Below are 23,708 nucleotides of genomic sequence, written 5' to 3'. Positions count from 1 at the left end.
GGGTTTCCGTGCCTGTTCACAACCAGCCGTTCTCCTCGGCGAGCCGGACGGCCTCGGCGCGCGTGCGGGCGCCGGTCTTGCCGATCGCCGCCGACAGATGGTTGCGCACGGTGCCCTCCGAGAGCCCGAGCTGCCCGGCGACGTCCGCGGCCGTGCCGCCCTCGCGGGCCGCCCGGAGCACGTCGGCCTCGCGCGGGGTCAGCGGGCTGTCGCCGCTGGCGAGGGTCTCCGCCGCCAGCGCCGGGTCCACCACCCGCAGCCCCGAGGCGATGCGCCGCACGGCGTCGGCGAGCTGCCTGGCCGGCGTGTCCTTGACGACGAACCCGGACGCCCCCGCGGCCATCGCCCGCCGCAGGTACCCCGGCCGCCCGAACGTCGTCACCATCAGCACCTTGCAGCCGGGCATCGCCTTGCGCAGCGCGGCGGCGGCCGCTATCCCGTCGATGCCCGGCATCTCCACGTCGAGCAGCGCCACGTCGGGCCGGTGCTCCCGGGCCGCCGCGACCACCTCGTCGCCGCGCCCGACCTCCGCCACGACGGAGAGGTCGGGCTCGAGGTCGAGCAGCGCGGCGAGCGCCCCGCGGACGAGCGCCTGGTCGTCGGCGATCAGCAGCCGTATCGGCGTCGGACTCACGGCAGGGATGCTGCCAGATCGCGGGCGCCGGGCCGGTGGAGGGACGGCGCCGGACTAGCGGACAGAGTGATCTAGATCACAATCATGTCCCGGGCGGGTCAGCCGGCGAGGCGGGTGATGGTGCGGACGGCGGCGGTGGTGACCTTCGCGGCGAAGTCCAGGTCGAGGCGGTCCAGGGTGTCGGTGGCCGCGTGGTAGTCGGGGTTGCGGTATTCGGCGGTGTCGGTGACCAGCAGCGAGCGGCGGCCCGAGTTCCAGTACGGCACGTGGTCGCTGCGCAGCACGACCTCCATCGCCTCGGTGGGCATGACCAGGGGAAACGTCGGCAGGTGCGGCGCGGCGGCGGAGGCGAACGCGTCGGCGAGGCCGGCCGAGGCGGGGTTGGCGATGAGGGCGATGAAGTCGCCGACCGTCGGCGGGTCGAGCAGGAACGACGGCGAGGACTGGGTCGGCGACGTGCGGCCGATCATCTCGAAGACGATCGACTCGGTGTCGGGGGTGATCTGGCGGACGTGGGCGGTGCTGCCCTTGAAGCCGTCCTCCTCGCCGCCGAAGAGGCAGAAGCGGATCGTGCGCGCCGGCAGGTCCAGGTCGCGCAGGGCGCGGGCCGCCTCCAGGACCCCGGCGACGCCGCTGGCGTTGTCGTCGGCGCCCGGGGTGGTGTCGACGGTGTCCCAGTGCGCGGCGAGCTCGACGGCGTCGTCGGAGGTGCCGCCCTCGATCTCGGCGACGAGGTTCACGTCGTGCAGTTCGCCGCCGTACCGCTCGACCCGCACGACGAGGCCGAGCCCGCTCAGCTCGTCGGTGATGTACCGCAGCGCAGCGGGCACCCCGGGCAGGTCGCCGCAGCGCGGCCCGTGGGCGACGAGCGCGGCGACGTGGTCGCGGAGACGGTCGGCGGAGATCATGTGCATCAGGATATGGAACAGCCCCCGAGGTTCCTGCGCTGACTGCGCGCGGGCCGGCTGGACTGACACCGGAAAGCCTCGGGGGCTGGGAAACTGTCTCGTATTCGCCGTGCCGCCATCCGGGCGACCGCACGAAATGCGAGTCCAGAGGACGGCGGCTAGCGGACAGTCACCTCACGAGTCCCATTGCTACACAACGTTGGACCACCTCCTTTCCCGTGTACGACCAACCTAGCCACGGCCGCCGAGGGGCTGCAACGGTTTTTCGGGAGCAAGGTGGGTGCCTTCGGCCTCGAGCCGCTTGATCAGGCGCCGGACGATGATCAGGGGCACGATGCCGAACACGCCGAACGAGATGTCGATCACGGTCCACCAGCCGGGGATGCCGCGGACCGGGCCGGCGAACAGGGCGAGGGGCACCACGCCGACGCAGGCGATCATGCCGAACTCGATGACCCAGATGTTGCGGACCGGGTCGCGCAGCGGGCCCCAGAAGGCGACCGCGATCACCAGGTGCGCGAAGGCCAGCCAGTCCGTGCCGTACATGATGAACGGATAGCGGTCGTTGGTCTCGGTGATGCCCTGATCCACCCGCTGGATCCAGGCGACGAGGGCGTCGGGCGCGGCGTCGAACCGGTCGAGCACCGACCGCAGCCAGTGCACCTCGTGCTCGAGCGGGAAGGCGGTCACCCCGCTGGCGATCAGGCCGACCAGGAACAGCACGAGCCAGATGCGGATCTTCCGCCGGGTGGTCATGGCCGCAGCGTAGGGCGCTCCTCCGCGGCCGGGGAGCCCCCGTCACGAGATCTGCACAACACGGTCACGCCGGCTCCCGACGGGGGGCGGGAGCCGGCGTGCCCGGAGGGGTTCAGTACCCGCCGTTGCCGCTGTCCCCGGTGACGGCCTGGGCCTTCTTCCCCTCGGGCGTGAAGGCGAACCACACGCCGCCCACGCCCTGGCCCTTGGTCTCGCCGACCTTCGCGTCACCGGCGAACCGGTACGCGGGCCAGCCGTTGATGGTGAGCTGCAGCGCGCCGTCGGCGCGGGTGACCCTGCCGATCAGCTTCTGGTCGACGCCCTCGATCTTCATGTTCTCGGCGTACGGCACGTACGGCCACTTGGCCAGGCAGTCCGCCTCGCAGGTGGACTTCGGCGGCTTCGGGGTGTCCTTCTCGAAGCGGTACAGCGTCCAGCCCTTCCAGTCGGTCACCACCTTGCCGAGCGTGGCGTCGTCGCGGACCTTCACACCGGCGACGGTGGCGGCCGCGGACGAGGGTGCGGCGGCGGCCGGCGCCTCGGTGGCGGCGGGGGCCTCGGCGCCGGTGGCGGCCTGGTCCTGCTTGGTCAGGTCGATCGAGTCGCAGGCGGTGAGCGACAGGGCGGCCGCGGCGGCCACCGCGAGGGTGAGGATCATCTTGCGCATGTCGGCGTCTCCTTGTTCGCAGCGTTGCCCAGTGACACGGGGGCGGCGCGCGGCGGGTTCGGAGTCCGGCGGTCGGCTGCCCGACAGCTACGCTTCGGGGGTTCGGGGGGTTGGCTCGCGGCGGCGCCGGAGCGCAGCGGAGGTGACGACGTGAGCGGCCAGCGAAGCGTCTCGGGCCGCTCACCGGGATTGCAGGTTGGCTCGCGGCGGCGCCGGAGCGCAGCGGAGGTGACGACGTGAGCGGCCAGCGAAGCGTCTCGGGCCGCTCACCGGGATTGCAGGTTGGCTCGCGGCGGCGCCGGAGCGCAGCGGAGGTGACGACGTGAGTGAACCGATCGACCCTGCGGTGATCGACTTCGCGCATCAGATGTTCGACCTGGCCCGTGCGGGTGCGGCGGACGAGCTCGCGGCGAACGTCGACGCCGGCCTGCCGGTGAACCTGACCAACGACAAGGGCGACACGCTGCTGATGCTGGCCGCCTACCACAACCACCCGGCGACGGTCGCGGCCCTGCTGGCCCGCGGCGCCGACACCGGCCGGGCCAACGACCGCGGGCAGACCGCGCTCGCCGCCGCCGTGTTCCGCCGGTCCGAGGAGTCCGTGCGGGCGCTGCTGGACGCCGGCGCGGACCCGGCCGCGGGCGGGCCGTCGGCGCTGGACACGGCCCGGTTCTTCGACCTGCCCGAGATGCTGACGCTGCTGGAGCGTGCCCGATGAGAGATGTCCAGATCCGTGGCGACATGATCCGGCTGGGTCAGTTCCTGAAGCTCGCCGACGTGCTGGAGACCGGCGGGGAGGGCAAGGACCTCATCGCCTACGGCGAGGTCACCGTCAACGGCGAGGTCGACACCCGGCGCGGCCGCCAGCTGCACCGCGGCGACGTCGTGCGCACCCTCGGCGAGTCGTACCGGGTCGCCTAGCGCCCGAACAGCGCGTTGGCGAAGGCGACCGCGCGGGCGGCGAAGTGGCCCTGGCCGCCGTCGTGGCCGTCCCACTCGTAGAGCTCCAGCTCCTTGGGGCCGGTGAGCGCGTTGTACGCCGCGAACACCGTCGACGGCGGGCACGTCAGGTCCATCAGCGCCGCCGACACGAGGGCCGGTGCGGTGATCCGCGCGGCGAAGTGCACGCCGTCCACGTGGTCGACGGTGGCGAGGGCCTGCGCGGCGCGGGCGGGGTTGAGCCGGCAGAAGGCGGCGAACTCCGCGTACGGCGCCCGGTCGGTGATCGTCACGGCGCGGCGGATGTCACACAGGAAGGGCACGCCGGCGATGACGCCCGCGACGTCGCTCAGGCCGGCCGCGGCGAGCGCCAGCCCGCCGCCCTGGCTGATCCCGCTGACCAGCACGCCGGACGCGAAGGGCAGCGCCCTGGCGGTCTCGACGGCCCGGACCGCGTCGGTGATCAGGCGCCGGTAGTAGTACGTGCGCGGGTCGAGGACGCCGCGGGTGAGGAAGCCGGGCGCCTGCGGGCCGGACCCGTCCGGGTCGGGGGTGTCGCCGGACCGCCAGCCGCCGCCCTGCCCGCGGGTGTCCATCACCAGGTGCGCGTAGCCGGCGGCGGACCAGAGCAGCCAGTCGTGGGGGAAGCCCCGGCCTCCGCCGTACCCCACGAACTCCACGACCACCGGAAGGGGTCCGGTCGCTCCGGCGGGGCGGCTCAGCCAGGCCTTGACCGGTTGACCGCCGAATCCCGTGAACGTCACATCGGTGGTGTCGAGCGCCCGCAGGCCCGTGTCGGCCGGCGTGAGCACCGCGGGGGCGGCCAGCTGGCGCGCCTCGTCGAGGGTCTCGGCCCAGAACGCGTCGAAGCCGGCGGGCTCGGGGGTCGCTGCGCGGTACTGCCGCAGCTCGGCGAGGGGAAGGTCGAAGAGCGCCATGTCCGGGACCCTATTACCAGGAACTTCCCAGCGCGATTACGGGTGCGACTCAGGTCCGGCCCGCATATTTGTTCATGTGACCGGCGCCGGACAAAACCGGAAGCCTCCCTGGATGGTCCACCCGGCGCACGGTCACGCCAAACGTTCCACATCATGTTGCCGCGGCTGGGGTGGTCAGCGGGGGGCAACGGTGATGCGATCGAGGTCGGGGCACCATCTGCCGGTGGTGTTTCCGGCCTCGATCGTGTTCTGGCCCGTTTCGAGCCGGACGGTCAGCGTGACGGTCGCTACCCGGTCCCAGCCGCCGCTGGCGGGGAACCGGACCTGCTGCCAGTTGCCGCGGCCGGTGCGCAGCCAGCAGGAGCGGTCCTCGGTCGACAGGTAGGCGACGGTGACGGTGGCCTCGCCGGGCCGTTCGGCGGTGACCGCGGTGAACGTGAGCACCCGGTTGTTGCCGACCCCGGTGACCGCCCGCCCGCCGGACGCAGAGGACACCTCGCGCACCGTCATCTGGCTGGGCCTGCGGTTCGCGGCGGCCTCCGCTTCGATCGTCTTCGCTGCTGTACCGGCGGCGCTCGGGCTCCCGCTCGCGCTCGGCGCCGGCGGCTGGACGGAGGCCGACGAGGTCACCGACGGTTTCGGCGACGAGGACGGTGACGCGCTGTGGCTCGCCTTCGCGCTGGGGGAGGCGGCGGCGGCCGTCGTCTGTGCGGCGGCGCTGCCCGGCTCGACGGGCACGACCGGGCCGGGCGGCTCGATCGTCGCCTGTGCCTCCGGCCGGTCGCCGCCGCCGGCCATGACCCGCAGCAGCAGCGCGACCAGCGCGAGCAGCACGAGCACCGCCGCGAACACGAACCGTGGCTGACCGCCGATGCCTGCCCGGCGCCGTCCCGTGTACGCCGGCGGCCCCAGCTCGATCATGCCCGGCACGCTATCGGTTCGGCCGCGGCGCTACCAGTCGGCGTCGGGAGGCCGACCGCACGCATCCGCGATGGGCGTCAGATGGGCGACCGCACGCGTCTTCGATGGATGTCAGGTGCGGCGCTACCAGTCGGCGTCCGGGGGGCGGCCGGCGGCGACCGGTACACACGCGGAAACGGCATCGTCGATGGATGTCAGGTGCGGCAGACCGGCCGGCGCGGGGTCCCAGCCCGGCCCGGCCACCGCGAACCGGGTGCCCGGGAACCTCGCCGCGAGGGCGAGCAGCATGGCCGGGTCGGCGGTGCCCGGCTGCTGCGACCAGACGATCGCGGTGCCGGGCACCGCGCGGTGGACCGCGGCCCGCAGCGCGCTCCACGGCACCTCCGCGCCCAGCAGGAACGTGCCGATCCGGCGCTCGAACAACGCCGCGGCCAGCGCGCGCAGCGGCAGCGAGTGCGCCTCGCGGGGCGCGCACGCCAGCAGGACGTGGTTGGTCCTGATGTCGTCGTGCCGCGGCGCGCTGACCAGGTCCAGACCGTGCGCGACGCCCTGGCTGAGGGCGTGCTCGACGGCGACGTCGCCGGTCACGTGGTGCAGTGCCGGGACGCACACGCTGGTCCAGACCTCGGCCACGCCGTGGTCGTCCATCAGCTCCCGGACGGTGCGCGCGACCGTGCCGGTGTCGAGCGACCGGGCCGCCTCCAGTAGCCGTTGCATACCCTTCTGTTCGTCGCGGCGGCCCCGCTTGGATGCGCCCTCACGCGGATTGCCTGCGCACGAGCGTGGTCGGCAGCACCGGCGACGGCTCCGGGTTGTCGGCGTTCATCAGCGCCAGCAGCTGCCGCGCCGCGGCCGCGCCGATCTCCTCGACCGGCTGCTTGATCGTGGTGAGCGGCGGCTGCGTGAACGCCGCGAGGGGCAGGTCGTCGAAGCCGATGACGGCGACGTCCTCCGGCACCCGGCGGCCGGCCTGGCGCAGCGCGTGCAGCGCCCCGACGGCCATCAGGTCCGACGCGGCGAACACCGCGTCGAGGGTGGGCCGGTGGTCGAGCAGCCTGGTCATGGCGTGGACGCCGGCCGGCCTGGTGAAGTCGCCGTACGCGATCGGCCCCGGCTCCAGGCCGGCCCGTTCCAGCCCTTCGCGGAAGCCGGCGAGCCGGTCGACGCCGGCGGACACGTCCGGCGGCCCGGCGATCGTGACGATCCGCTTCCGCCCGGTGCGCGCCAGGTGCTCCACGGCCTGCCGGGCGCCGCCCTTGTTGTCGGCGTCGACGTACGGCAGCGTGCTGGTCTGCAGCGGGCGGCCGATGAGCGTGACCGGCACACCGAGCGCCGGCAGCGTCACGACCAGGGGGTGGCTGCTGCGGCAGTAGATCAGCAGGACCCCGTCGATGTGGCCGCTGCTGAGGTACCGCTGCAGCGACGCCGGTCGTTCGCCCGCGGCGAGCAGCATGGGCATGTCGCGCTCGGCGAACGCGGCACTGGCGCCCGCGAGCACGCGGGAGTAGAACGGATCGGCGAACAACCGGGCGTTGGGCTCGCAGACCACGGCGGCGACCGAGCGGGGGCGGCGGTCGACGGCGCGGGCGGCGCGCTGCCTGACGTAGCCGAGCCGGTCGACGGCGTCACGGACCTGCTGGCGGGCGGTGGGGCTGACTCGGGCGGAGCCGTTGAGCACGCGGGAGGCGGTGGCGGAAGAAACACCGGCAAGCGCGGCGACATGGGCGAGGGTGGGGTGTTCGGCAGCGGCGGTAATCGACATCGCGACCTCCTCGGATAGCAAGGCGTCGATTTTGGGAGCGCTTCCATGCCGAGCGTCGTACACGGTTTCCGCACTGTCAACACGAGATTGCCGCCAGGTTTCACTACCGGGGTTTCGACTGTAAATTTCACCGGGTTTTCACGCGCGGGCGGCCGGGGGCTCCTCGGGGCGTCGCGCGGGGTTCTGGCGTGACCTGCGTGGATCTCCTAGCCTGCTTGGCATCGACCCCCCCTCAGTCAGGAGATCTGCGATGCGTGACTGGATCGCCGTCATCATTGCCGTCCTGGGCGTCCTGCTGGTCCTTGCGGGCGCGACCCTGATTCTGCTCCGGGCGCTGCCCGCTCGTCCCGCTCCCGCTGCTGGTCCGTCTTTGGATGAATCGGACACTTCGGATTTGTCGCCCGCGGTGCCGGTCGGTGCCCGGATCTCGAGTGCCTGGAAGGAGCCGACCGCGGCGGACCGGCTGATCTTCTGGGGCGTCATCCTGCTGGTGCTCGCGGCCATCGCGGCCGGCGCGATCACGTTCAACCTCGGCGCGGCGGGAGGCGCCACGCCTGCCACCCGCTAGGTCTTGTGCCCCCAGCGATTTTGTGTCGGACCGGGAGACTATTCTGCCTCCGAGGTGACGTGTTGATCGCGCCGTCGATCGTCCGGCCACCTCACGGAGCTGGCTCGCCAGCGGGTTCAACAGCCTCAGGAGGCCTTTCGTGACCACCGTTGCACCAAAGCCGATCGTCACCAGGCCTTGGCCGGTGCACAAGCCGGTCAAGGGCTCGGCGTTCGCTCGGCTGTTGCGCACGACGGACGCCAAGCAGATCGGCTTGATGTACCTGACCACGTCGTTCGTGTTCTTCATGATCGGCGGGTTCATGGCGCTGCTGATGCGCGCCGAGCTGGCCCGGCCGGGGCTGCAGTTCCTCTCCCCGGAGCAGTACAACCAGCTGTTCACGATGCACGGCACGATCATGCTGCTGTTCTTCGCGACGCCGATCGTGTTCGCCTTCGCGAACTACATCACGCCGCTGCAGATCGGCGCGCCCGACGTCTCGTTCCCGCGGCTCAACTCGTTCGCCTACTGGCTCTACGCGTTCGGTGGGTCGATCACGCTGATCGGCTTCATCACGCCGGGCGGCGCCGCGGACTTCGGCTGGTTCGCCTACGCGCCGCTCAACAGCATCATCCACTCGCCCGGCGTCGGCGCCGACCTGTGGATCGTCGGCCTGGTCCTCTCCGGCCTCGGCACCATCCTCGGCGCCGTCAACATGATCACGACGATCCTGACGCTGCGCGCGCCCGGCATGACGATGTTCCGCATGCCGATGTTCACGTGGAACATCCTGGTCACCAGCGTCCTGGTCATCATGGTCTTCCCGATCCTGGCCGCCGCGCTGCTCGCCCTGGAGGCCGACCGCCGCCTCGGTGCCCACGTCTACGACGCGGAGACCGGCGGCGCGATGCTCTGGCAGCACCTGTTCTGGTTCTTCGGCCACCCCGAGGTCTACATCGTGGCGCTGCCGTTCTTCGGCATCATCACGGAGGTCATCCCGGTCTTCAGCCGCAAGCCCGTCTTCGGCTACAAGGGCCTCGTCGGCGCGACCATCTCGATCGGTGCCCTGTCGATGAGCGTGTGGGCCCACCACATGTTCGCGACCGGCCAGGTGCTCATGCCGTTCTTCTCGTTCCTGAGCTTCGTCATCGCCGTCCCGACCGGCATGAAGTTCTTCAACTGGATCGGCACCATGTGGCGGGGCCAGATCACCTTCGAGACACCGATGCTCTTCGCCATCGGCTTCCTGGTGACCTTCCTCTTCGGTGGCCTCTCCGGCGTCCTGCTCGCGAGCCCGCCGATCGACTTCCACGTCTCCGACACGTACTTCGTGGTCGCCCACTTCCACTACGTGCTCTTCGGCACCATCGTGTTCGCCGTCTACTCCGGCGTCTACTTCTGGTTCCCGAAGATGACCGGCCGGATGCTCGACGACCGCCTCGGCAAGGTGCACTTCTGGCTCACCACGATCGGCTTCCACACCACGTTCCTGGTGCAGCACTGGCTCGGCACGCAGGGCATGCCCCGCCGCTACGCCGACTACCTCGAGACCGACGGCTTCACCACCCTCAACACGGTCTCGACCATCGGCTCCTTCATCACCGGCCTCTCCACGCTGCCCTTCCTCTGGAACGTGTGGAAGTCCTACAAGACCGGCCGCGTCGTCGAGGTCAACGACCCGTGGGGCCACGGCATGTCCCTGGAGTGGGCCACCTCCTGCCCGCCCCCGCTGCGCAACTTCGACAGCATGCCGCGCATCCGCTCGGAGCGCCCGGCCTTCGACGCCCGCTTCCCGGCCCACGCCCCAGGCCACTCCCTGGACGCCCCACCCACCGGCGGCGCCCGCCCCCTCAGCCACGAGGCCGACGGCGGCGCCACCTATGAGGAACAGCACTGACACGCTTTCCTCCTTAGCTCCACCAGGACGCAGCCCCGGCCGCCCCGCCTCCTCCCGGAGGCCCGCGGCCGGGGCTGCTCCCTTTCCACCCTCCAGCCAGCCCGCCTCGCGCCGCTTCTCGCCTCGCGCCGCTTCTCGCCTCGCGCCGCTTCTCGCCTCGCGCCGCGCCGGCTCCCACCCTGTTTCGCCGCACTGGTTCCTCCGGCCCGCGCCGGCTCGCACCTCGCCCCCGCACCGCCCGCCAGTGCCTGCGCCGCGCTGGCTCCCGCCCCGCCCGCCCGCGCTGGTTCCTGAGCCGCGCTGGCTCCTGACATGCCCGGGCTTCCGCCCCGCTCCGGGCTTCCGCCCCGCTCCGGGCTTCCGCCCCGCTCCGGGCTTCCGCCCCGCTCCGGGCTTCCGCCCCGCTCCGGGCTTCGGCCCCGCTCCGGGCTTCGGCCCCGCTCCGGGCTTCCGCCCCAGTCCGCCCGCGCCGCGCCGCTTCCCGCCTCGTGCAGCTTCCCGCCTCGCGCAGCTTCCCGCCCCGGTGCCTGCGCCGCGCTGGCTCCCACCCTGTTCCGCCCGCGCGATTCCTGCGCCCGCCGACTTCCACCCGACCCCGCTCCGCCCGCTGGTGCCTGCGCCGCGCCGGCTTCCGCCCGCTCCGCCCGCGCGGGTTCCTGAGCCGCGCTGGCTTCTGACATGCCCTGGCTCCCGCCCCGCTCCAGCTTCCGCCCCGATCCGCCCGCGTCGCGTCGCACCGGGTTTGCGCTTCGCCCGCTTCCGCTCCGGACCGGCTTCCACTCCGCTTGGCTTGCGCTGGTTCCTTGCGCCGCACTGGTTCCTGGTTCGCATCGTGCCGCTTGCGCTTCGGGGTGGTGTCGGTTGCTGCTCCGGGCTGGTTCCGCTCCGCTCGGCCCTGTGCCGGTCCCCGGGCCGTGCCGTGCGGGTCCCTGGTCCGCCTCGTGCCTGCTTGCACTTCGCATGATGTCCGCTCCGCTTCGCGGTGGTGTCGGCTTCCGCGTCAGGCCGGCTCCGCGCCACTTGGGCCGGTTCCCGAGCCGGGCTTGCGCGTTGTGGGCGGTGCCCGCTCCGCCTTGATGGCCGTTCGCTCACGCCAACTCCTGGCTCCCGCACCGTCCTGGCTCCCGGGCCGTGCCGCGTCGCACCGGGTTTGCGCTTCGCCTGCTCCCGTTCCGGACCGGCTTCCATTCCGCTTGGCCTGCGCTGGTTCCTTGCGCCGTGCTGGTTCCCGGGCCGCGGCGCACCAGCTTGCGCTTTGCGGTGGTGTCGGTTGCTGCTCGGGGCTGTTCCGCTCCGCTTTGCTCGGCCTGTGCCGGTCCCCGGGGCCGTGCCATGCGGGTTGCTGGTCCGCGTCGTGCCTGCTTGCACTTCGCGTGATGTCCGCTCCGCTTCGCGGTGGTGTCTGCTTCCGCGCCAAACCAGCTCCGCTCCACTTGGGCCGGTTCCCGCGCCAGCTTGCGCGCTGTGGGCGGTGCCCGCTCCGCCTTGATGGCCGTTCGCTCACGCCACCTCCAGCCCCTGCGCCGTCCTGGCTCCCGCGCGTCCTGGCTCCCGCGCCGCGCTGTCATCGGCGGTTGCATGTGTCTCCTGGCGGTGGGCGGGCTCCAGTGCCAGGGGCCAGGTGCGCGCATCGATGACGCAAACTGGCCGCCGCGCCGCTGTGTGCTGGTTCCTGCTCCGGCGTTGGCTTCCGAGTCGCGCCAGCTCCTGAGCCGGCGTGCGCTCTGTGGTGGTGTCCGCTCCGCCACGGTGGTGTTCGCTCGTGCCGGCTTCGGCTTCGTGCAGCCTGGCTCCTGCGCTGTGGCGGCCCATGCTTCGCGCTGTCATCGGCGGTTGCGTGTGCTCCCTGGTGGCGGGCGGGTTCCAGGGCAAGGGGCAGCTCGCGCGTTGACGACAGGCACCGGCTTCCGCGCAGGCTCCTGCTGCGTGCCGACTTCTGCTGCGTGGCGGCGCCTGCTCCTGCGCTGACCTCCGAGCCATGCCAGCTCCCCGAGCCAGCGTGCGCTTTGCAGTGGTGTTCGATCCGCTTCGGTGCCTGCTCGCGCTGACTTTGGCTTCCGCGCTGCGCCGGCTTCTGCTTCGGGGGCGGCTTGGGCACTGTGTGGTGCCCGCTTCGTTCTGGCCCACGCTTCGTAGTGCTTCGGCTTCGCGCCGCTATGCAGGGGCGGCCGCTTCGTGGCGTGTCTGGGTAGTGGTGTCCGAGAGCTCCACATGCGATCGCGCTGGGGGCTCGCTGTGCCGGTTGTTGGATGGCTGGGTCCTCGGGCTGTGTCGTCCGGTGCCGCTGGGGGGTGCGGGCGACGGGTGGTTCCGACCAGCGCCAGCTCTCGATCACAGCGGCGTCGTGGGGTCGATCGGTGGGGCGGCGGAGAAGGGGGCCGCTCGAGTGCGGGGGTGGCGGGACGGCCGCGTGGGGGTCGGCGTCGCGCAGGGTGGTTCGGGTCTTGGCAGGACCCGGGCAAGTGTCGAGCACTCGGGGGGACGTGATCTTCCGCGGTGATCGAGGGGTGGTTCCGGTGTCGTGGTGACCGGATGTGTCAGTCGATCACGGGGCGGTGGGGAGTCGTCCTACCATTCCGTAGTGGGGCGGTTGCCGTGGGTGGGTGACGGGGTGTAGCGAAGGGGTAGGCGGGGTGAGGCGCTGTGGGAAGGGGGCTGCGGAGCGCTCAGCAGGCCGCTGCGGGGCGTAAACCGGCAACCGCAGGGGTGAGGGAGGAGACAGCGCGGACCTTGGACGTGCGGGGTCCAAGGTCCGGGTCGTGTCGCCCTGATGGTGTCAGGCGGGCTGGGTGACGCCGCGCTCGCGGGGTTGGGGAAGCCGGCCGGAGACGGTGCCCGGCGGGATCGGGACCCCGAGGATGTCGCTGACCCCGACCACCGCGAACAGCCGCGCGATGAACGGGTTTGGTCGGCGAATGTGCAGCTTGACGCCCATGCTGTGGCAGATGCGCTTGGCGACCACGAGGGTGCCGATGCCGGTGGAGTCGAGGAACGTGACGCCGGCGAGGTCGATGACGAGCGTGTCGATGTTGCCGTCGAGCACTGAACTCACCGCTGTGCGAAGCTCCTGAGCGGTCTCATAGTCGATTTCGCCGCTCAGGGTCAGCAATGCTTCGCGCTGATCCGAGGGGCGAGTTTCGATCGACAACTTCACGTGACCCTCCTGGTGCTGAGTCGTCCACCATGGACGACCCTTCGAGGTCCCGCAAGCGTAGCGAAGTCTTCCCCATTTCGCCACGCTCCGTGTAGGTGGTCCTTACGTTGTGATGTGAGAATTCCTCACATCGGGTGCGGAACCGCTTGCCGGGATGACGGTACACGTCGGTTGTTACACGGCAAGTCCAGTCGTGTGCCATCCACCGGATGGTCAGCTTGCCGATACGACCGGTTCACCCACAAGGGTCACCCCAGCGGCGCGCAGCTCAGCAAGGGCGGCGTCCACCGTTGGCCGGGCGACGCCCGCGGTGAGGTCCAGCAGCACAGATGTAACAAAGCCTTCGCGTTGCGCATCGATTGCAGTCGCTCGCACGCAGTGGTCGGTGGCGATGCCGACCACGTCGACCTCGGAGACCGATCTGGCGCGGAGCCAGGACGCGAGGTCGACGCCGGACGATGATCCCTGGAAGCCGGAGTACGCCGCCGAGTACTCGCCCTTGGTGAACACGGCCTCCACGTGGGACACGTCCAGTGACGGGTGGAGGTCGACGCCGCCGGTGCCGACCACGCAGTGCACGGGCCAGGTCGACACGTAGTCCGGCGGGTCGCCGAAGTGCCCCGCGGGGTTGATGTGATGGTCCTGGGTGGCCACCACGTGGTCCCAGGAGCCGCCGGCCACGGCGGCGGAGATCGCGGCCGCGACGCCGGCGCCGCCGCCGACGGCGAGCGAGCCGCCCTCGCAGAAGTCGTTCTGCACGTCAACGATGATCAAGGCGCGAGTCACAGGGAGCCCCCAAGCATCTGGACGGGAACCGCCGGGTCGCCGGCGGACAGCTTCAGCCCCTCCCAGGGGATCGAGATGAGGCACTGGCGCAGGTGCTCGCGGGAGGCGGCCAGGTCGGGCAGGTCGGGCACCAGCTCGCCGCCGCGGACGAAGGCCCGCTGCAGGAGCCGGTCGTTGGGTTCGGCGGCGGGCATGCCCATCGACACGACGACCTCCTCGGTCGCGGTGCCGGTCGGCTTGTGCCGGCGGACGGCGGTCTTGCGGCCGCCGACCGTGCCCTTGTTCTCCGAGCGCTTGACCACCGGACGGCCGTCGACCTCGACCAGCTTGTAGACCAGGCCGGCGGTCGGGGCGCCGGAGCCGACCACGACGGCCGTGCCCGCGCCGTACGCGTCGACGGGCTCGGCCGCGAGGGCCGCGATCGCATACTCGTCGAGGTCGCCGGAGACGATGATCTGGGTCTCGGTCGCGCCGAGGGAGTCCAGGAGCGCGCGGGAGTGCGCGGCGAGGACGGACAGGTCGCCGGAGTCGATGCGCACGGCCCGCAGGTCCGGGCCCGCGACCTCGATGGCGTTGCGGATGCCCTGGGCGATGTCGTACGTGTCGACGAGCAGCGTCGTCTGCTTGCCGAGCGTCGCGACCTGGGAGGCGAACGCGGCCTGCTCGGTGTCGTGCAGCAGCGTGAAGGCGTGCGCGGCGGTGCCGGTCGTCGGGATGCCGTAGCGCCGGCCGGCCTCGAGGTTGGAGGTGTACGCGAACCCGGCCAGGTAAGCGGCCCGCGCCGCGGCCACCGCGGCCTCCTCGTGCGTGCGCCGGGAGCCCATCTCGATCACGGAGCGGCCGCGGGCGGCGGTGACCATGCGGGCGGCGCCGGCCGCGATCGCGCTGTCGTGGTTGAGGACCGACAGGATCAGCGTCTCCAGCACGACGCACTCGGCGAACGTGCCGCTGACCGTGAGGATCGGCGAGCCGGGGAAGAACAGCTCGCCCTCGGCGTAGCCGTCGATGTCGCCGGTGAACCGGTAGGCCGCCAGCCACTCGGCGGTGTCGGCGGAGACGATCCCGCGGGACAGCAGGAACTCGACGTCGGCGGGGTCGAAGCGGAAGTCCTCCACGTGGGCGAGAAGGCGCCCGATGCCGGCCACGACACCGTACCGCCGCCCGGTCGGGAGGCGGCGGGCGAACACCTCGAAGACGCAGCGGCGCGACGCGGTCCCGTCGCGCAGCGCCGCCGACAGCATCGTCAGCTCGTAGTGGTCGGTCAGCAGCGCGCTTGTCGTCACGCCACCAAGACTATTCATTCCTCCGGTGGCAGCGAGCGCAGGGCGGCGGCCAGTTCTGCGCGACCCGTCACACCGAGCTTGGCGTAGACGCGCATGAGGTGGTTGTCGACGGTGCGGGAGGACAGGTACAGCTGGTCCGCGATCTCCTTCGACGGCACACCGGCGGCGGCGAGCCGGGCGATCTGCCGCTCGCGGCCGGTGAGCATGGGCTGCGGCACGACCAGCGCCGGCGTGGCCGCGGCCGGGCAGAGGACCCGCAGCTCGGCGAGGCGCTGCGCGGCCCGCGGCGTCTGCGGCGACCGGATGCCCCGCAGCAGGGTGACCGCACCGGCGGCGGCCTCCGCGGCGTACAGGTTGAGCTCCTGGTCGGCGAACTCCTCGGCGACCGAGAGGAGGCTGCCGCCGTCCTCGCCGGCCATCGCCCGCACGTGCCAGGCCATCGCGGGGGCGATGCGGCCCTCGACGGTGTGCGACAGCGCGTCGAGCCGGTCGGTGACCTCGCGGGCGAAGCCGAGCCGGCCCAGGTGGTACAGCGCGGACATCTCGTGCGCGGCGAACCCGTCGCCGCGGGTGCGGGCCGCGAGCAGCCGGAGGACCTCGGCGGCGGTCGGCACGTCACCGGAGGCGACCGCGACCCACGCCCTGGCCTCCTCGAGCCACGGGTACAGCACCTCCATCGAGCGGTAGTGCGACGCCTCGGCGATCGCGAACGCCTCCGCGGCGCCGGCCGCGTCCCCGGTGAGGGCGGCGACGTGCGCCCGCTCGGCGTGGGCGAGCGCGACGAAGACCTTGCCGGTGGCCAGGGCCGCGCAGGCCTGCGACGCGGCCCGGGCCGCCTCGGTGAGCCGGCCGCGCAGGCGGGCCGCCTGGGCGCGGACGATCTGCAGGTAGCCGGAGCCCATGTTGAAGTTGCCGGCGTCGGCCATGCCGGCGAACTCGGCGGCGACGATCGCGTCGACGGCCTCCAGGTCGGCGGCGAGGATCATGGCGGTGCCGCGGGAGAGCTCGATGCCGAGCTGGAAGTACGGCAGCTCGACCCGCCACTGCGCCGCCTCGGCGTCGACCGCCGCGAGGGCCTTGACGGTCTGCACCGGTGTGCCGCGCATGGCCTGCAGCTGGGCCATGTTGCTGCGGGCGAGGGCCCGCGGGCCGGGGGCGCTGGCCGCGCTGTCGAGGACCTGGCGGGCGAGGGTGAGCGCCTGGGCGTTGTCGCCCCGGTGCAGCCGCATCGTCGACTCCACGGCCAGCACCAGGGAGCGTTCGCGCAGGTCGCTCAGCTCGTGTGCCTTGCGGTCGATGTCGTCGACGGTGTCCGGGTCGCCGAGACCCCACTGGGCGGTGATGTGCCGGATGGCGAGCCACCGGCTGCGCTGGGACTCCTCGACGGTCTGGTCCTGGTTGGCGTCGAGGATCGCGACGGCCTCCTCGGGCATGTTGACGAACATGAGGATCGTCGCGAGGGTCTCCGCGGCGTCGAACCCGCCGCCGGCCGCGAGGGCGGCCTTGCCCAGCCGCATCGCCAGGGCCATGTCATAGGTGGCGAACGCGAGCCGGCACGCCATGAGCAGTTGCTGCGGGTCGCGGGCGGTGTCGCTGTCCAGCCGCCAGACGGCGACGCGGAGCAGGTCGTCGCGGCGCCGGGCGCCACTGCCCTCCACCAGGCCGGCCAGGTCGGCGAGCAGCCGGCGGACCCGGGTCACGGGGCAGCGGCGGCGCACGACCTCGCCGTACAGGGGATGCGCGAGGCGGACCGTGGTGCGGCGGTCCTCGACGACGACGCGGATCAGCTGCCGCTCCTCGGCGGTCTCCACGGTGTTCAGGTCGGTGGCGTTGACCAGCAGCGGCAGCCCGATCGGCTCGCCGAACGCGACCAGCTCCAGCACGGCCCGCTCCTGCGGGGTGAGCTTGCCGATGCGGGCGTCCACCACCTCGGTCAGCGTGGGGGCGAGGTCGACCTTGCCCGTCCAGCGCTGCATCCCGTAGCTCTCGATGATCTCGCCGCTGGCGTGCGCGGCGATGACCAGCTCGCGCAGCAGCAGCGCGTTGCCCTGCGACAGCTGCTGGAGCCGGTCGACGGAGGCCGAGTCGACCGGGCCGCCGAGCACCTGCTGGAGCAGGTCGGAGGTCTCCTGCAGGGTCAGCGGGGTGAGTTCGATCCGCTCGACCAGGTCGTCCTTCCACAGGGCGCTGATCGGGTCGTGCACGGGTTCGCCGGTGCGCACGGTGCCGATCACGGTCGCGTTCTCGGACCTGGCGACGTAGTACACGAGCGCGGCCGACAACGGGTCGAGCAGGTGGGCGTCGTCGATGGCGACGACGATCGGCCGGCCGGCCGCCTGCCGGTGCAGCGCGTCGACGGCCCAGCGGAGCAGGCCGGCCGGCGAGCCGCCCGAGGGCTGGTCCGGCGGCAGCACCTGGGCCAGGCCGCCCAGCGGTAGGCCCGCCGTCGCCGCGTTGGCGGTCGCCGTCCAGACGGCGAGTCTGTCCTGGTCGAGGGCGTTGACACCCTCGCGAAGCAATCGGCTCTTGCCGATGCCTGGAGGGCCGCCCAGAATTAATCCGCGACCGGTTGAGCCGGTGGCTGCCTCGGCGAGGCGGACCAGTTCAGCGTTTCGACCGACAAAGCTCCAGGGGGGCACCGTCGCAGCATATCGATAGGTCGATTACTGCGCGTACCCGCCGATGTTCGAACTTGAGTAGTGCGTTTGGTCTCAGTTGAGTAGCTCGAGTACTGCCTCCGTAAGTGGCTGTTCACGTAGCGTTCCGGTGCTTACCGGCCGTGCACGAGGAGGTCGCACATGGGGTCTGGGATCATGCAGGCGCCGCTGATCGATCTGACAGTCACGACGCCCGGGGGGCCGGTGTCCACCATGCCGGTCCGCGGCAGCAGAAGTCATCGGCAGTCCGAGCCCCGTCAGGCGGCGGGCACCGGCAGCTTCGCAGTGATCGCCGGCTCGCCCCGCAGCGGCAAGACCGCCCTGCTCAATGCCTTGATCCGGCGCGTCGAGCCGGCTCCGGCGGGCGACACCTGGCTGGTCTTCCGGCACGGCGACAAGGCCGAGACCCGCGCGTTCGTCCCGGGTCACCGCGAGGCGCGGGCCGCCCTGGTCCCCGGCCAGCGGGACCCGCGGCCCGGCCCGACGCGGCCCGCCCGCCGCATCGAGATCAACCACTCCTCGAGCCTGCTCAAGCGCGTCGCGCTGGTCGACACGCCCGGCAGCGGGGGCCTGGACGCCGCGAACGCCGAGATCGTGCTCGACGCCGCCGAGCGGGGCCTCGGGCTGCTGTTCGTCGTCGACGCCGCGGCCCCGCTCGCCCGCGCCGACCTGGACCTGCTCGCCGCCGCCGCGGACCGGGCCGCCCGGATCGCGTTCGTGCTCACCCGCATCGACCAGCACGACGCCTGGCCCGAGATGCTGGTCGCCGACCGGGCGCTGCTCGCCTCCCGCGGCCAGCGCCTGGCGTCCGCGCCCTGGTTCCCGGTGTCGCTGGACCCGGAGGCCGTCTTCGGCGTCGCCGAGCTGCGCCACGAGCTGGAGACCTGGGGCGAGGTGCGGCCCGCGCCGGTCGGGGTCGCCGCCGCGACGGTCTCCCGTGCCGGCGACGAGTGGCAGGAGCTGCTCGACCGCGAGATCGCCAACCGGCGGGTCGCCGCCGTGCAGCGCGTCTCCATCGACCTGGCGACCATCCACGTGCGGTGCGTGCAGGAGCTCGGCTCCGGCAAGGGCTGCCCGGAGCTGCCGTACGTGCTCGACCGTGAGCTGCACGCGCTGTCCGTGCGCACCACCCGCAAGCTGCGCGACGACACGCGCGAGGTGATCGCCGCGGTCTTCACCGAGCTGCTGGACACCGCGCCCGACGAGGTCGTCCTGGCCAGGATCGCCGCCGCGGCCCGCCGGGCGGTCGACTCCCTGCGGGACGACGGACGCGACCGCGACCACGCGCTGCTGCTCACCGCCACCTCGGCGGTGGCCTCGATGGCCGGCGCGGCCGCGGTGGACAACCTCTGCGCCGTCGGCGGCGGCGAGCCGGCCGGCCAGGTGCTGCCGTCGCTGGGCGTCGCGCTTAACGCCAGCTGCTACGCGCTGTGGCAGCCGAAGAGCGCGCCGGGCGGGCCGCCGAAGCACGCGGACAAGAAGGATTGCCGGCGCTGGCTGCAGCACGCGCTGCGGGAGATCGAGGTCGAGGTGGGTCACGAGCTGGGCGAGCGCTACACGGCACTGCGTCAGGCACTGGCCGTCATCGGTGGGGATGCGGTCGACCATGGCGTGCTGCTCGCTTGATGGCACCATGTTGGTATGGCGGCGCCGCAGGTCGTACCGATCGAAGAGACCCGTCTCGAGGCTGATGAGGTGCCCGAGACCGACCGTCCGTGGGTGACCGTGGTCTGGAACGATCCGGTCAACCTCATGAGCTACGTGACATGGGTCCTGCAGAAACTGTTCGGGTTCAGCCGGGAGAAGGCCGAGCGCCTGATGCTCGACGTGCACCAAAAGGGCAAGGCGATCGTGTCCAGCGGGCCACGCGAGAAGATGGAGTACGACGCTTCCAGGCTGCAGGCCTACGGGCTGTGGGCGACGGTGGACAAGTCGTGACGGGTCCGGAGCACAGCGCTGGAGCCGGGCACCGGGGGCACAGCGTCCGGTCAGGCCGCCGCCGGAGCGCAGCGGAGGTGGCGGCATGACGATGTTCGTTCGCAACGGGACCGTGTGCATCGCCCGGTTCGGCCCTGCCGAGGCGGCGGTGCTCAACGAGGTCATGCTCGAGGTCATCACGCTGCTGTCGGAGGGGTTCGACCGCGGCGACCCGGTGATCGCGCGGCTCTTCCCCGACATGTACCGCGACGACGCCGCCGCCTCGGAGGAGCTGCGCCGTTACCTGGAGGACGACCTCCGCTCGGCGAAGCTGGAGCAGGCGGCGCTGCTGCTGGACGTGCTGCCGGTGGAGGGCGGCGAGGTCGCACTCGACGAGGAGCAGGCCGAGGCGTGGCTGCGCGCGCTGACCGACGTCCGCCTGACGCTGGGCTCCCGGCTCGGGATCGACGACGACGACGTCGACATCGAGGCGGAGCTCGACGAGGCGATCCTGAAGGATCCCACCTCCACGAGGGTCGGGCAGCTGTCGGTGTACCAGTACCTGACCTACCTGCAGGAGAGCCTCGTCGGCGCGCTGATGGCGTAGCGGCCCCGGCGGAGCGCGGCGCAGGCGGCGTGAGCGCGGTCACGAGCGAGTTGCCTTCAGGTTTCGGTAGGCTGTGGGGCGTGCTGACCATCGACGCCGCGATCCTCGACGCGATCGTTGCGCACGCCCGCCGGGACCACCCCGACGAGGCGTGCGGGATCGTCGCGGGTCCGGCCGGCTCGGACACTCCGGTCCGGCACGTGCCGATGGAGAATGCCGCCCGTTCCATGACGTTCTACGAGTTCGACTCGAAGGAGCAGCTGCGGCTGTGGCGCGAGATGGACGACGCGGACGAGGAGCCGGTGGTCGTCTACCACTCGCACACCGCCACCGAGGCCTACCCGTCGCGGACGGACGTGTCGTTCGCGGGTGAGCCGAATGCGCATTATCTGCTGGTTTCGACCCGCGACCCGGAGCAGACCGAGATCAGGTCGTTCCGCATCGTGGACGGAGCCGTCACCGAAGAGCCGGTTCAGGTAGTTAATGCAGTCGTGGACTCACACGCCGTCCAGTCATATCTCTTCGGGCAGAGCCCGACGACCGTCGACTACGAGTGTCGCGCAGGCAGCTGATCGCCGCCTGTCGTCGCACCATGTCCAGTCGTCCAGTTCACCGCTCGTACACAAGAGGAAATGATCATGGCTATCGAGGTTCGCATCCCGACCATCCTGCGCAGCTACACCGGCGGTGCCAAGACCGTCGAGGGCGCCGGTGACACCATCGCCGACCTGCTCGCCGACCTGGACAGCCGGCACTCGGGCATCAAGGCCCGCCTGCTGACCCCGGAGGGCGGCCTGCACCGCTTCGTCAACGTCTACGTCAACGACGAGGACGTCCGCTTCCTGGGCGCGCTCGACGCGAAGCTCAACGACGGCGACTCGGTGACGATCCTGCCCGCCGTGGCGGGTGGCGCGTTCGCGTTCGCGGCCGCCCACGCCCTGCGGGGCTGATCTCCGTGGCGCGCTACGAGTCGGTGCTCGAGGCGTGCGGAAACACGCCGCTCATCGGGTTGCCCAGGCTGTCGCCGAGCCCGGAGGTCCGCCTCTGGGCCAAGCTCGAGGACCGCAACCCGACGGGCAGCGTGAAGGATCGGGTCGCGTTGTGGATGGTGAAGGCGGCCGAGGAAGCGGGCCGCCTCCGCCCCGGTGACACGATCATCGAGCCGACCAGCGGCAACACCGGCATCGCCCTGGCGATGGTGGCGAAGCTGCGCGGCTACCGCCTGGTCTGCGTCATGCCCGAGAACGTCTCGTCGGAGCGCACCGCGCTGCTGCGGATGTACGGCGCGGAGATCATCTTCTCCGAGGCCGCCGGCGGGTCCAACCGGGCCGTCGCGGTCGCGAAGGAGATCGCCGCGGAGCATCCCGACTGGGTGATGCTCTACCAGTACGGCAACGAGGCCAACGCCCGGGCGCACTACGAGTCGACCGGTCCGGAGATCCTCCGGGACATGCCGACCATCACGCACTTCGTGGCCGGTCTCGGCACCACGGGCACGCTGATGGGCATCGGGCGCTACCTTCGCGAGAAGGTCGAGGACATCGAGATCATCGCCGCCGAGCCCCGCTACGGCGAGCTGGTCTACGGGCTGCGCAACCTCGACGAGGGCTACGTCCCGGAGCTGTACGACGCGACCGTCCTCACCAGGCGCTTCTCCGTCGGCACCCGCGACTCGGTGCTGCGGACCCGCCAGCTCGTCGAGGTCGAGGGCATGTTCGTGGGCTTCTCCGCCGGCGCGGTGCTGCACGCCGCCCTCGCGGTCGCCCACCAGGCGCTCAAGGCCGGCAAGCGGGCCGACGTGGTGTTCCTGGTCGCCGACGGCGGCTGGAAGTACCTGTCGACCGGCGCGTATGGCGGCACCCTCGCCGACGCCGAGTCGGCCCTCGACGGCCAGCTGTGGGCTTAGAGCGCCCTAGAGGCCCGTCACGATCCACCCGAGCAGCAGGCTCACCGAAGCGGCGCCGAGCAGGGCGAACGGCAGGCGCCGTTTGTGCACGCTGGCGAACGCGGCGATCGTGCACGCCAGGCCGACCAGCCCGATGACGATGACCGTCGGCGCGTACCAGCCGCGGGACGCGCTGACGAGTCCCACGAACGCCCGCAGCGCCACCGCCATGCCGCCGAGGCCGAGCAGCGCCGCCCAGCCGCAGACGGCGGCGAGGTGGCGCGGCTCCGGCGCGGGGTCGCGGTCCGTCGGCAGCCGGAAGGCGTCGGGAAGCTGCTGCCGCAGCCGCTTGGTCCTGGACACCTCGACGGTCACGTCCACTCCTGTTGCCCGGGGTCGTTTGGTGGCTTACGAATCCCAACGAGCCCGGGCGTCCGGCGTCACGCGACCCTGTCACGTTGGCGACATCTGCCGTCCGATCGTTCAGCCTTGCCTGCCAGTCCGGCGTAGGCTGCGCCACGTGACGGACTTGCCCATCGGCAGCAACCGGCCGGGCAACCCCCGCCGGTGCAGTCCGTCCGCGCCCGGTTGCTGTGCCGGTGCCGTCATCCGGCACCCCGGGTTGACGAACTATCCTCACCTGACCGGCGTGATCCACAGTGGCGCGCCCGCGTTGTTCTTAGGGGAAGCATGAGGCTCACCGTTCTCGGCTGCGCCGGCAGCTTCCCGGGACCCGAGGCGCCCTGCTCGGCGTATCTCGTCGAGGCGGACGGGTTCCGGCTGCTGGTGGACTTCGGCCCCGGGTCGATGTCGACGCTGCAACGGTTCTCCGGCCTCTACAACGTCGACGCCATCCTGCTCACGCACCTGCACTGCGACCACATGCTCGACGCGTGCTCCTACATAGTGGCCAGGCGCTACGCACCGTCCGGCCCGCTGCCGCCGCTGCCCGTCTACGCGCCGGTCGCCGCGCCCGAGCGCATCTCCGCCGCGTACGGCGGGGAGAACGAGCCCATGGCGATCAGCGACGTCTACACGTTCTACTCGCTGCAGCCGGGCAGCTTCCCGATCGGCCCGCTCCACGTCACCGTCGACCGGGTCAACCACCCGATAGAGACCTACGGCGTGCGCATCGAGCACGGAGGCCGGGTCATCACGTACTCCGCCGACACCGCCGCCTGCGACCAGCTGATCCGCCTCGCCCAGGGCGCGGACCTGTTCCTGTGCGAGGCGAGCTACCTCGACGGCGCCGACAACCCGCCGGACCTGCACCTCACCGGGCGCGAGGCGGCCGAGCACGCCACCAAGGCCGAGGTCGGCCGGCTGCTGCTGACGCACCTGGTGCCGGCGTGGGGGAGCGAGGCGCTGACCCTGGAGGCGGCGAAGGCCGCGTTCGACGGGCCGATCGACATCGTCCGGCCTGGCGCGAGGTACGACATTTAGGCAGCGT

The 23,708-nt window shown here is 71.8% G+C and carries 24 protein-coding genes; 11 read left to right on the top strand and 13 right to left on the bottom strand.

The features are described 5' to 3' along the window. Positions 1-16: 16 nt before the first annotated feature. From AB0J72_RS39250 to AB0J72_RS39235, 4 genes are all read right to left on the bottom strand, one after another. Positions 17-634 (bottom strand): response regulator transcription factor, encoded by a 618-nt coding sequence (locus AB0J72_RS39250; RefSeq protein WP_344501548.1) that lies wholly within the window; start codon positions 632-634, stop codon positions 17-19. Between the two features lie 98 nt (positions 635-732). After that, on the bottom strand, positions 733-1,542 hold the full coding sequence (locus AB0J72_RS39245; protein ID WP_363408492.1) for a M20/M25/M40 family metallo-hydrolase: 810 nt from the start codon (positions 1,540-1,542) through the stop codon (positions 733-735). 231 nt (positions 1,543-1,773) lie between these two features. Next, positions 1,774-2,298 carry a hypothetical protein gene (locus AB0J72_RS39240; RefSeq protein WP_363408489.1) on the bottom strand — a complete coding sequence of 175 codons (525 nt, stop codon included), beginning with the start codon at positions 2,296-2,298 and terminating at the stop codon, positions 1,774-1,776. Between the two features lie 112 nt (positions 2,299-2,410). Beyond that, a complete protein-coding gene (locus tag AB0J72_RS39235) occupies positions 2,411-2,965 on the bottom strand; it encodes a hypothetical protein (RefSeq protein WP_363408486.1) in 555 nt (184 codons plus the stop codon). A 367-nt stretch (positions 2,966-3,332) separates the two neighbouring features. On the opposite strand from AB0J72_RS39235, the gene AB0J72_RS39230 reads away from it, so the two are divergent. Further along, positions 3,333-3,683, top strand: a complete 351-nt coding sequence (locus AB0J72_RS39230; RefSeq protein WP_344501903.1) for an ankyrin repeat domain-containing protein — start codon at positions 3,333-3,335, stop codon at positions 3,681-3,683. Next, the gene (locus tag AB0J72_RS39225) at positions 3,680-3,886 is read left to right on the top strand and encodes an RNA-binding S4 domain-containing protein (RefSeq protein WP_363408483.1); all 207 of its coding nucleotides are present in this window, start codon (positions 3,680-3,682) and stop codon (positions 3,884-3,886) included. The genes AB0J72_RS39230 and AB0J72_RS39225 overlap by 4 nt, the downstream gene beginning before the upstream one ends. Here AB0J72_RS39225 and AB0J72_RS39220 read toward each other — a convergent pair. The 4 genes from AB0J72_RS39220 to AB0J72_RS39205 form a co-directional block, all read right to left on the bottom strand. Beyond that, positions 3,883-4,842, bottom strand: coding sequence for an acetylxylan esterase (locus AB0J72_RS39220; RefSeq protein WP_363408480.1), 960 nt, complete (start codon positions 4,840-4,842; stop codon positions 3,883-3,885). The genes AB0J72_RS39225 and AB0J72_RS39220 overlap by 4 nt on opposite strands. Before the next feature lie 174 nt (positions 4,843-5,016). After that, entirely contained in the window at positions 5,017-5,763 is a 747-nt protein-coding gene (locus AB0J72_RS39215) for a hypothetical protein (RefSeq protein WP_363408477.1), read from the bottom strand. A 123-nt stretch (positions 5,764-5,886) separates the two neighbouring features. Then, the gene (locus AB0J72_RS39210) at positions 5,887-6,480 is read right to left on the bottom strand and encodes a transcriptional regulator (RefSeq protein WP_363408474.1); all 594 of its coding nucleotides are present in this window, start codon (positions 6,478-6,480) and stop codon (positions 5,887-5,889) included. Between the two features lie 40 nt (positions 6,481-6,520). Beyond that, entirely contained in the window at positions 6,521-7,525 is a 1,005-nt protein-coding gene (locus tag AB0J72_RS39205) for a LacI family DNA-binding transcriptional regulator (protein ID WP_344501540.1), read from the bottom strand. 250 nt (positions 7,526-7,775) lie between these two features. Here AB0J72_RS39205 and AB0J72_RS39200 point away from each other — a divergent pair, with 250 nt between their 5' ends. Both AB0J72_RS39200 and ctaD read left to right on the top strand, forming a co-directional pair. Continuing rightward, a complete protein-coding gene (locus AB0J72_RS39200) occupies positions 7,776-8,093 on the top strand; it encodes a hypothetical protein (RefSeq protein ID WP_363408470.1) in 318 nt (105 codons plus the stop codon). A gap of 139 nt (positions 8,094-8,232) precedes the next feature. Beyond that, the gene (gene ctaD, locus AB0J72_RS39195; RefSeq protein ID WP_363408467.1) at positions 8,233-9,969 is read left to right on the top strand and encodes a cytochrome c oxidase subunit I; all 1,737 of its coding nucleotides are present in this window, start codon (positions 8,233-8,235) and stop codon (positions 9,967-9,969) included. A 2,776-nt stretch (positions 9,970-12,745) separates the two neighbouring features. Here ctaD and AB0J72_RS39190 read toward each other — a convergent pair. From AB0J72_RS39190 to AB0J72_RS39175, 4 genes are all read right to left on the bottom strand, one after another. Beyond that, positions 12,746-13,123: an STAS domain-containing protein gene (locus AB0J72_RS39190; protein ID WP_344501537.1), complete on the bottom strand. Its 378-nt coding sequence runs from the start codon at positions 13,121-13,123 to the stop codon at positions 12,746-12,748. 213 nt (positions 13,124-13,336) lie between these two features. Then, positions 13,337-13,909: an isochorismatase family protein gene (locus AB0J72_RS39185; RefSeq protein ID WP_363408464.1), complete on the bottom strand. Its 573-nt coding sequence runs from the start codon at positions 13,907-13,909 to the stop codon at positions 13,337-13,339. Beyond that, positions 13,906-15,210: a nicotinate phosphoribosyltransferase gene (locus AB0J72_RS39180; protein WP_363408461.1), complete on the bottom strand. Its 1,305-nt coding sequence runs from the start codon at positions 15,208-15,210 to the stop codon at positions 13,906-13,908. Before AB0J72_RS39180 ends, AB0J72_RS39185 begins: the two co-directional genes overlap by 4 nt. Continuing rightward, positions 15,207-17,831: a LuxR C-terminal-related transcriptional regulator gene (locus AB0J72_RS39175; RefSeq protein WP_363408458.1), complete on the bottom strand. Its 2,625-nt coding sequence runs from the start codon at positions 17,829-17,831 to the stop codon at positions 15,207-15,209. The genes AB0J72_RS39180 and AB0J72_RS39175 overlap by 4 nt, the downstream gene beginning before the upstream one ends. Positions 17,832-17,990: 159 nt before the next feature. Between AB0J72_RS39175 and AB0J72_RS39170 the strand changes: the two genes are divergently transcribed. The 6 genes from AB0J72_RS39170 to AB0J72_RS39145 all read left to right on the top strand — a co-directional run bounded on the left by AB0J72_RS39170 (position 17,991) and on the right by AB0J72_RS39145 (position 22,279). Beyond that, the gene (locus tag AB0J72_RS39170) at positions 17,991-19,475 is read left to right on the top strand and encodes a GTPase domain-containing protein (protein WP_363408455.1); all 1,485 of its coding nucleotides are present in this window, start codon (positions 17,991-17,993) and stop codon (positions 19,473-19,475) included. 15 nt (positions 19,476-19,490) lie between these two features. After that, positions 19,491-19,787, top strand: a complete 297-nt coding sequence (clpS, locus tag AB0J72_RS39165; RefSeq protein ID WP_344501532.1) for an ATP-dependent Clp protease adapter ClpS — start codon at positions 19,491-19,493, stop codon at positions 19,785-19,787. A gap of 85 nt (positions 19,788-19,872) precedes the next feature. After that, positions 19,873-20,373, top strand: a complete 501-nt coding sequence (locus AB0J72_RS39160; RefSeq protein WP_363408451.1) for a DUF2017 domain-containing protein — start codon at positions 19,873-19,875, stop codon at positions 20,371-20,373. 80 nt (positions 20,374-20,453) lie between these two features. Beyond that, positions 20,454-20,945, top strand: a complete 492-nt coding sequence (locus AB0J72_RS39155; protein WP_344501530.1) for a M67 family metallopeptidase — start codon at positions 20,454-20,456, stop codon at positions 20,943-20,945. Between the two features lie 66 nt (positions 20,946-21,011). Continuing rightward, a complete protein-coding gene (locus tag AB0J72_RS39150) occupies positions 21,012-21,323 on the top strand; it encodes a MoaD family protein (RefSeq protein ID WP_344501529.1) in 312 nt (103 codons plus the stop codon). A gap of 5 nt (positions 21,324-21,328) precedes the next feature. Next, positions 21,329-22,279, top strand: coding sequence for a cysteine synthase (locus AB0J72_RS39145; RefSeq protein ID WP_363408448.1), 951 nt, complete (start codon positions 21,329-21,331; stop codon positions 22,277-22,279). 6 nt (positions 22,280-22,285) lie between these two features. On the opposite strand, the gene AB0J72_RS39140 is transcribed toward AB0J72_RS39145, so the two are convergent. After that, entirely contained in the window at positions 22,286-22,633 is a 348-nt protein-coding gene (locus tag AB0J72_RS39140; RefSeq protein WP_363408445.1) for a hypothetical protein, read from the bottom strand. Between the two features lie 315 nt (positions 22,634-22,948). Here AB0J72_RS39140 and AB0J72_RS39135 point away from each other — a divergent pair, with 315 nt between their 5' ends. Continuing rightward, entirely contained in the window at positions 22,949-23,701 is a 753-nt protein-coding gene (locus AB0J72_RS39135; RefSeq protein WP_360559478.1) for an MBL fold metallo-hydrolase, read from the top strand. Positions 23,702-23,708: the final 7 nt, after the last annotated feature.

The sequence above is a fragment of the Dactylosporangium sp. NPDC049742 genome, assembly GCF_040674675.1.
Taxonomy (GTDB): Bacteria; Actinomycetota; Actinomycetes; order Mycobacteriales; family Micromonosporaceae; genus Dactylosporangium; species Dactylosporangium maewongense.
Note: the sequence above shows the minus strand (reverse complement) of the source record. Positions and strands in the feature narration are given on the sequence as shown.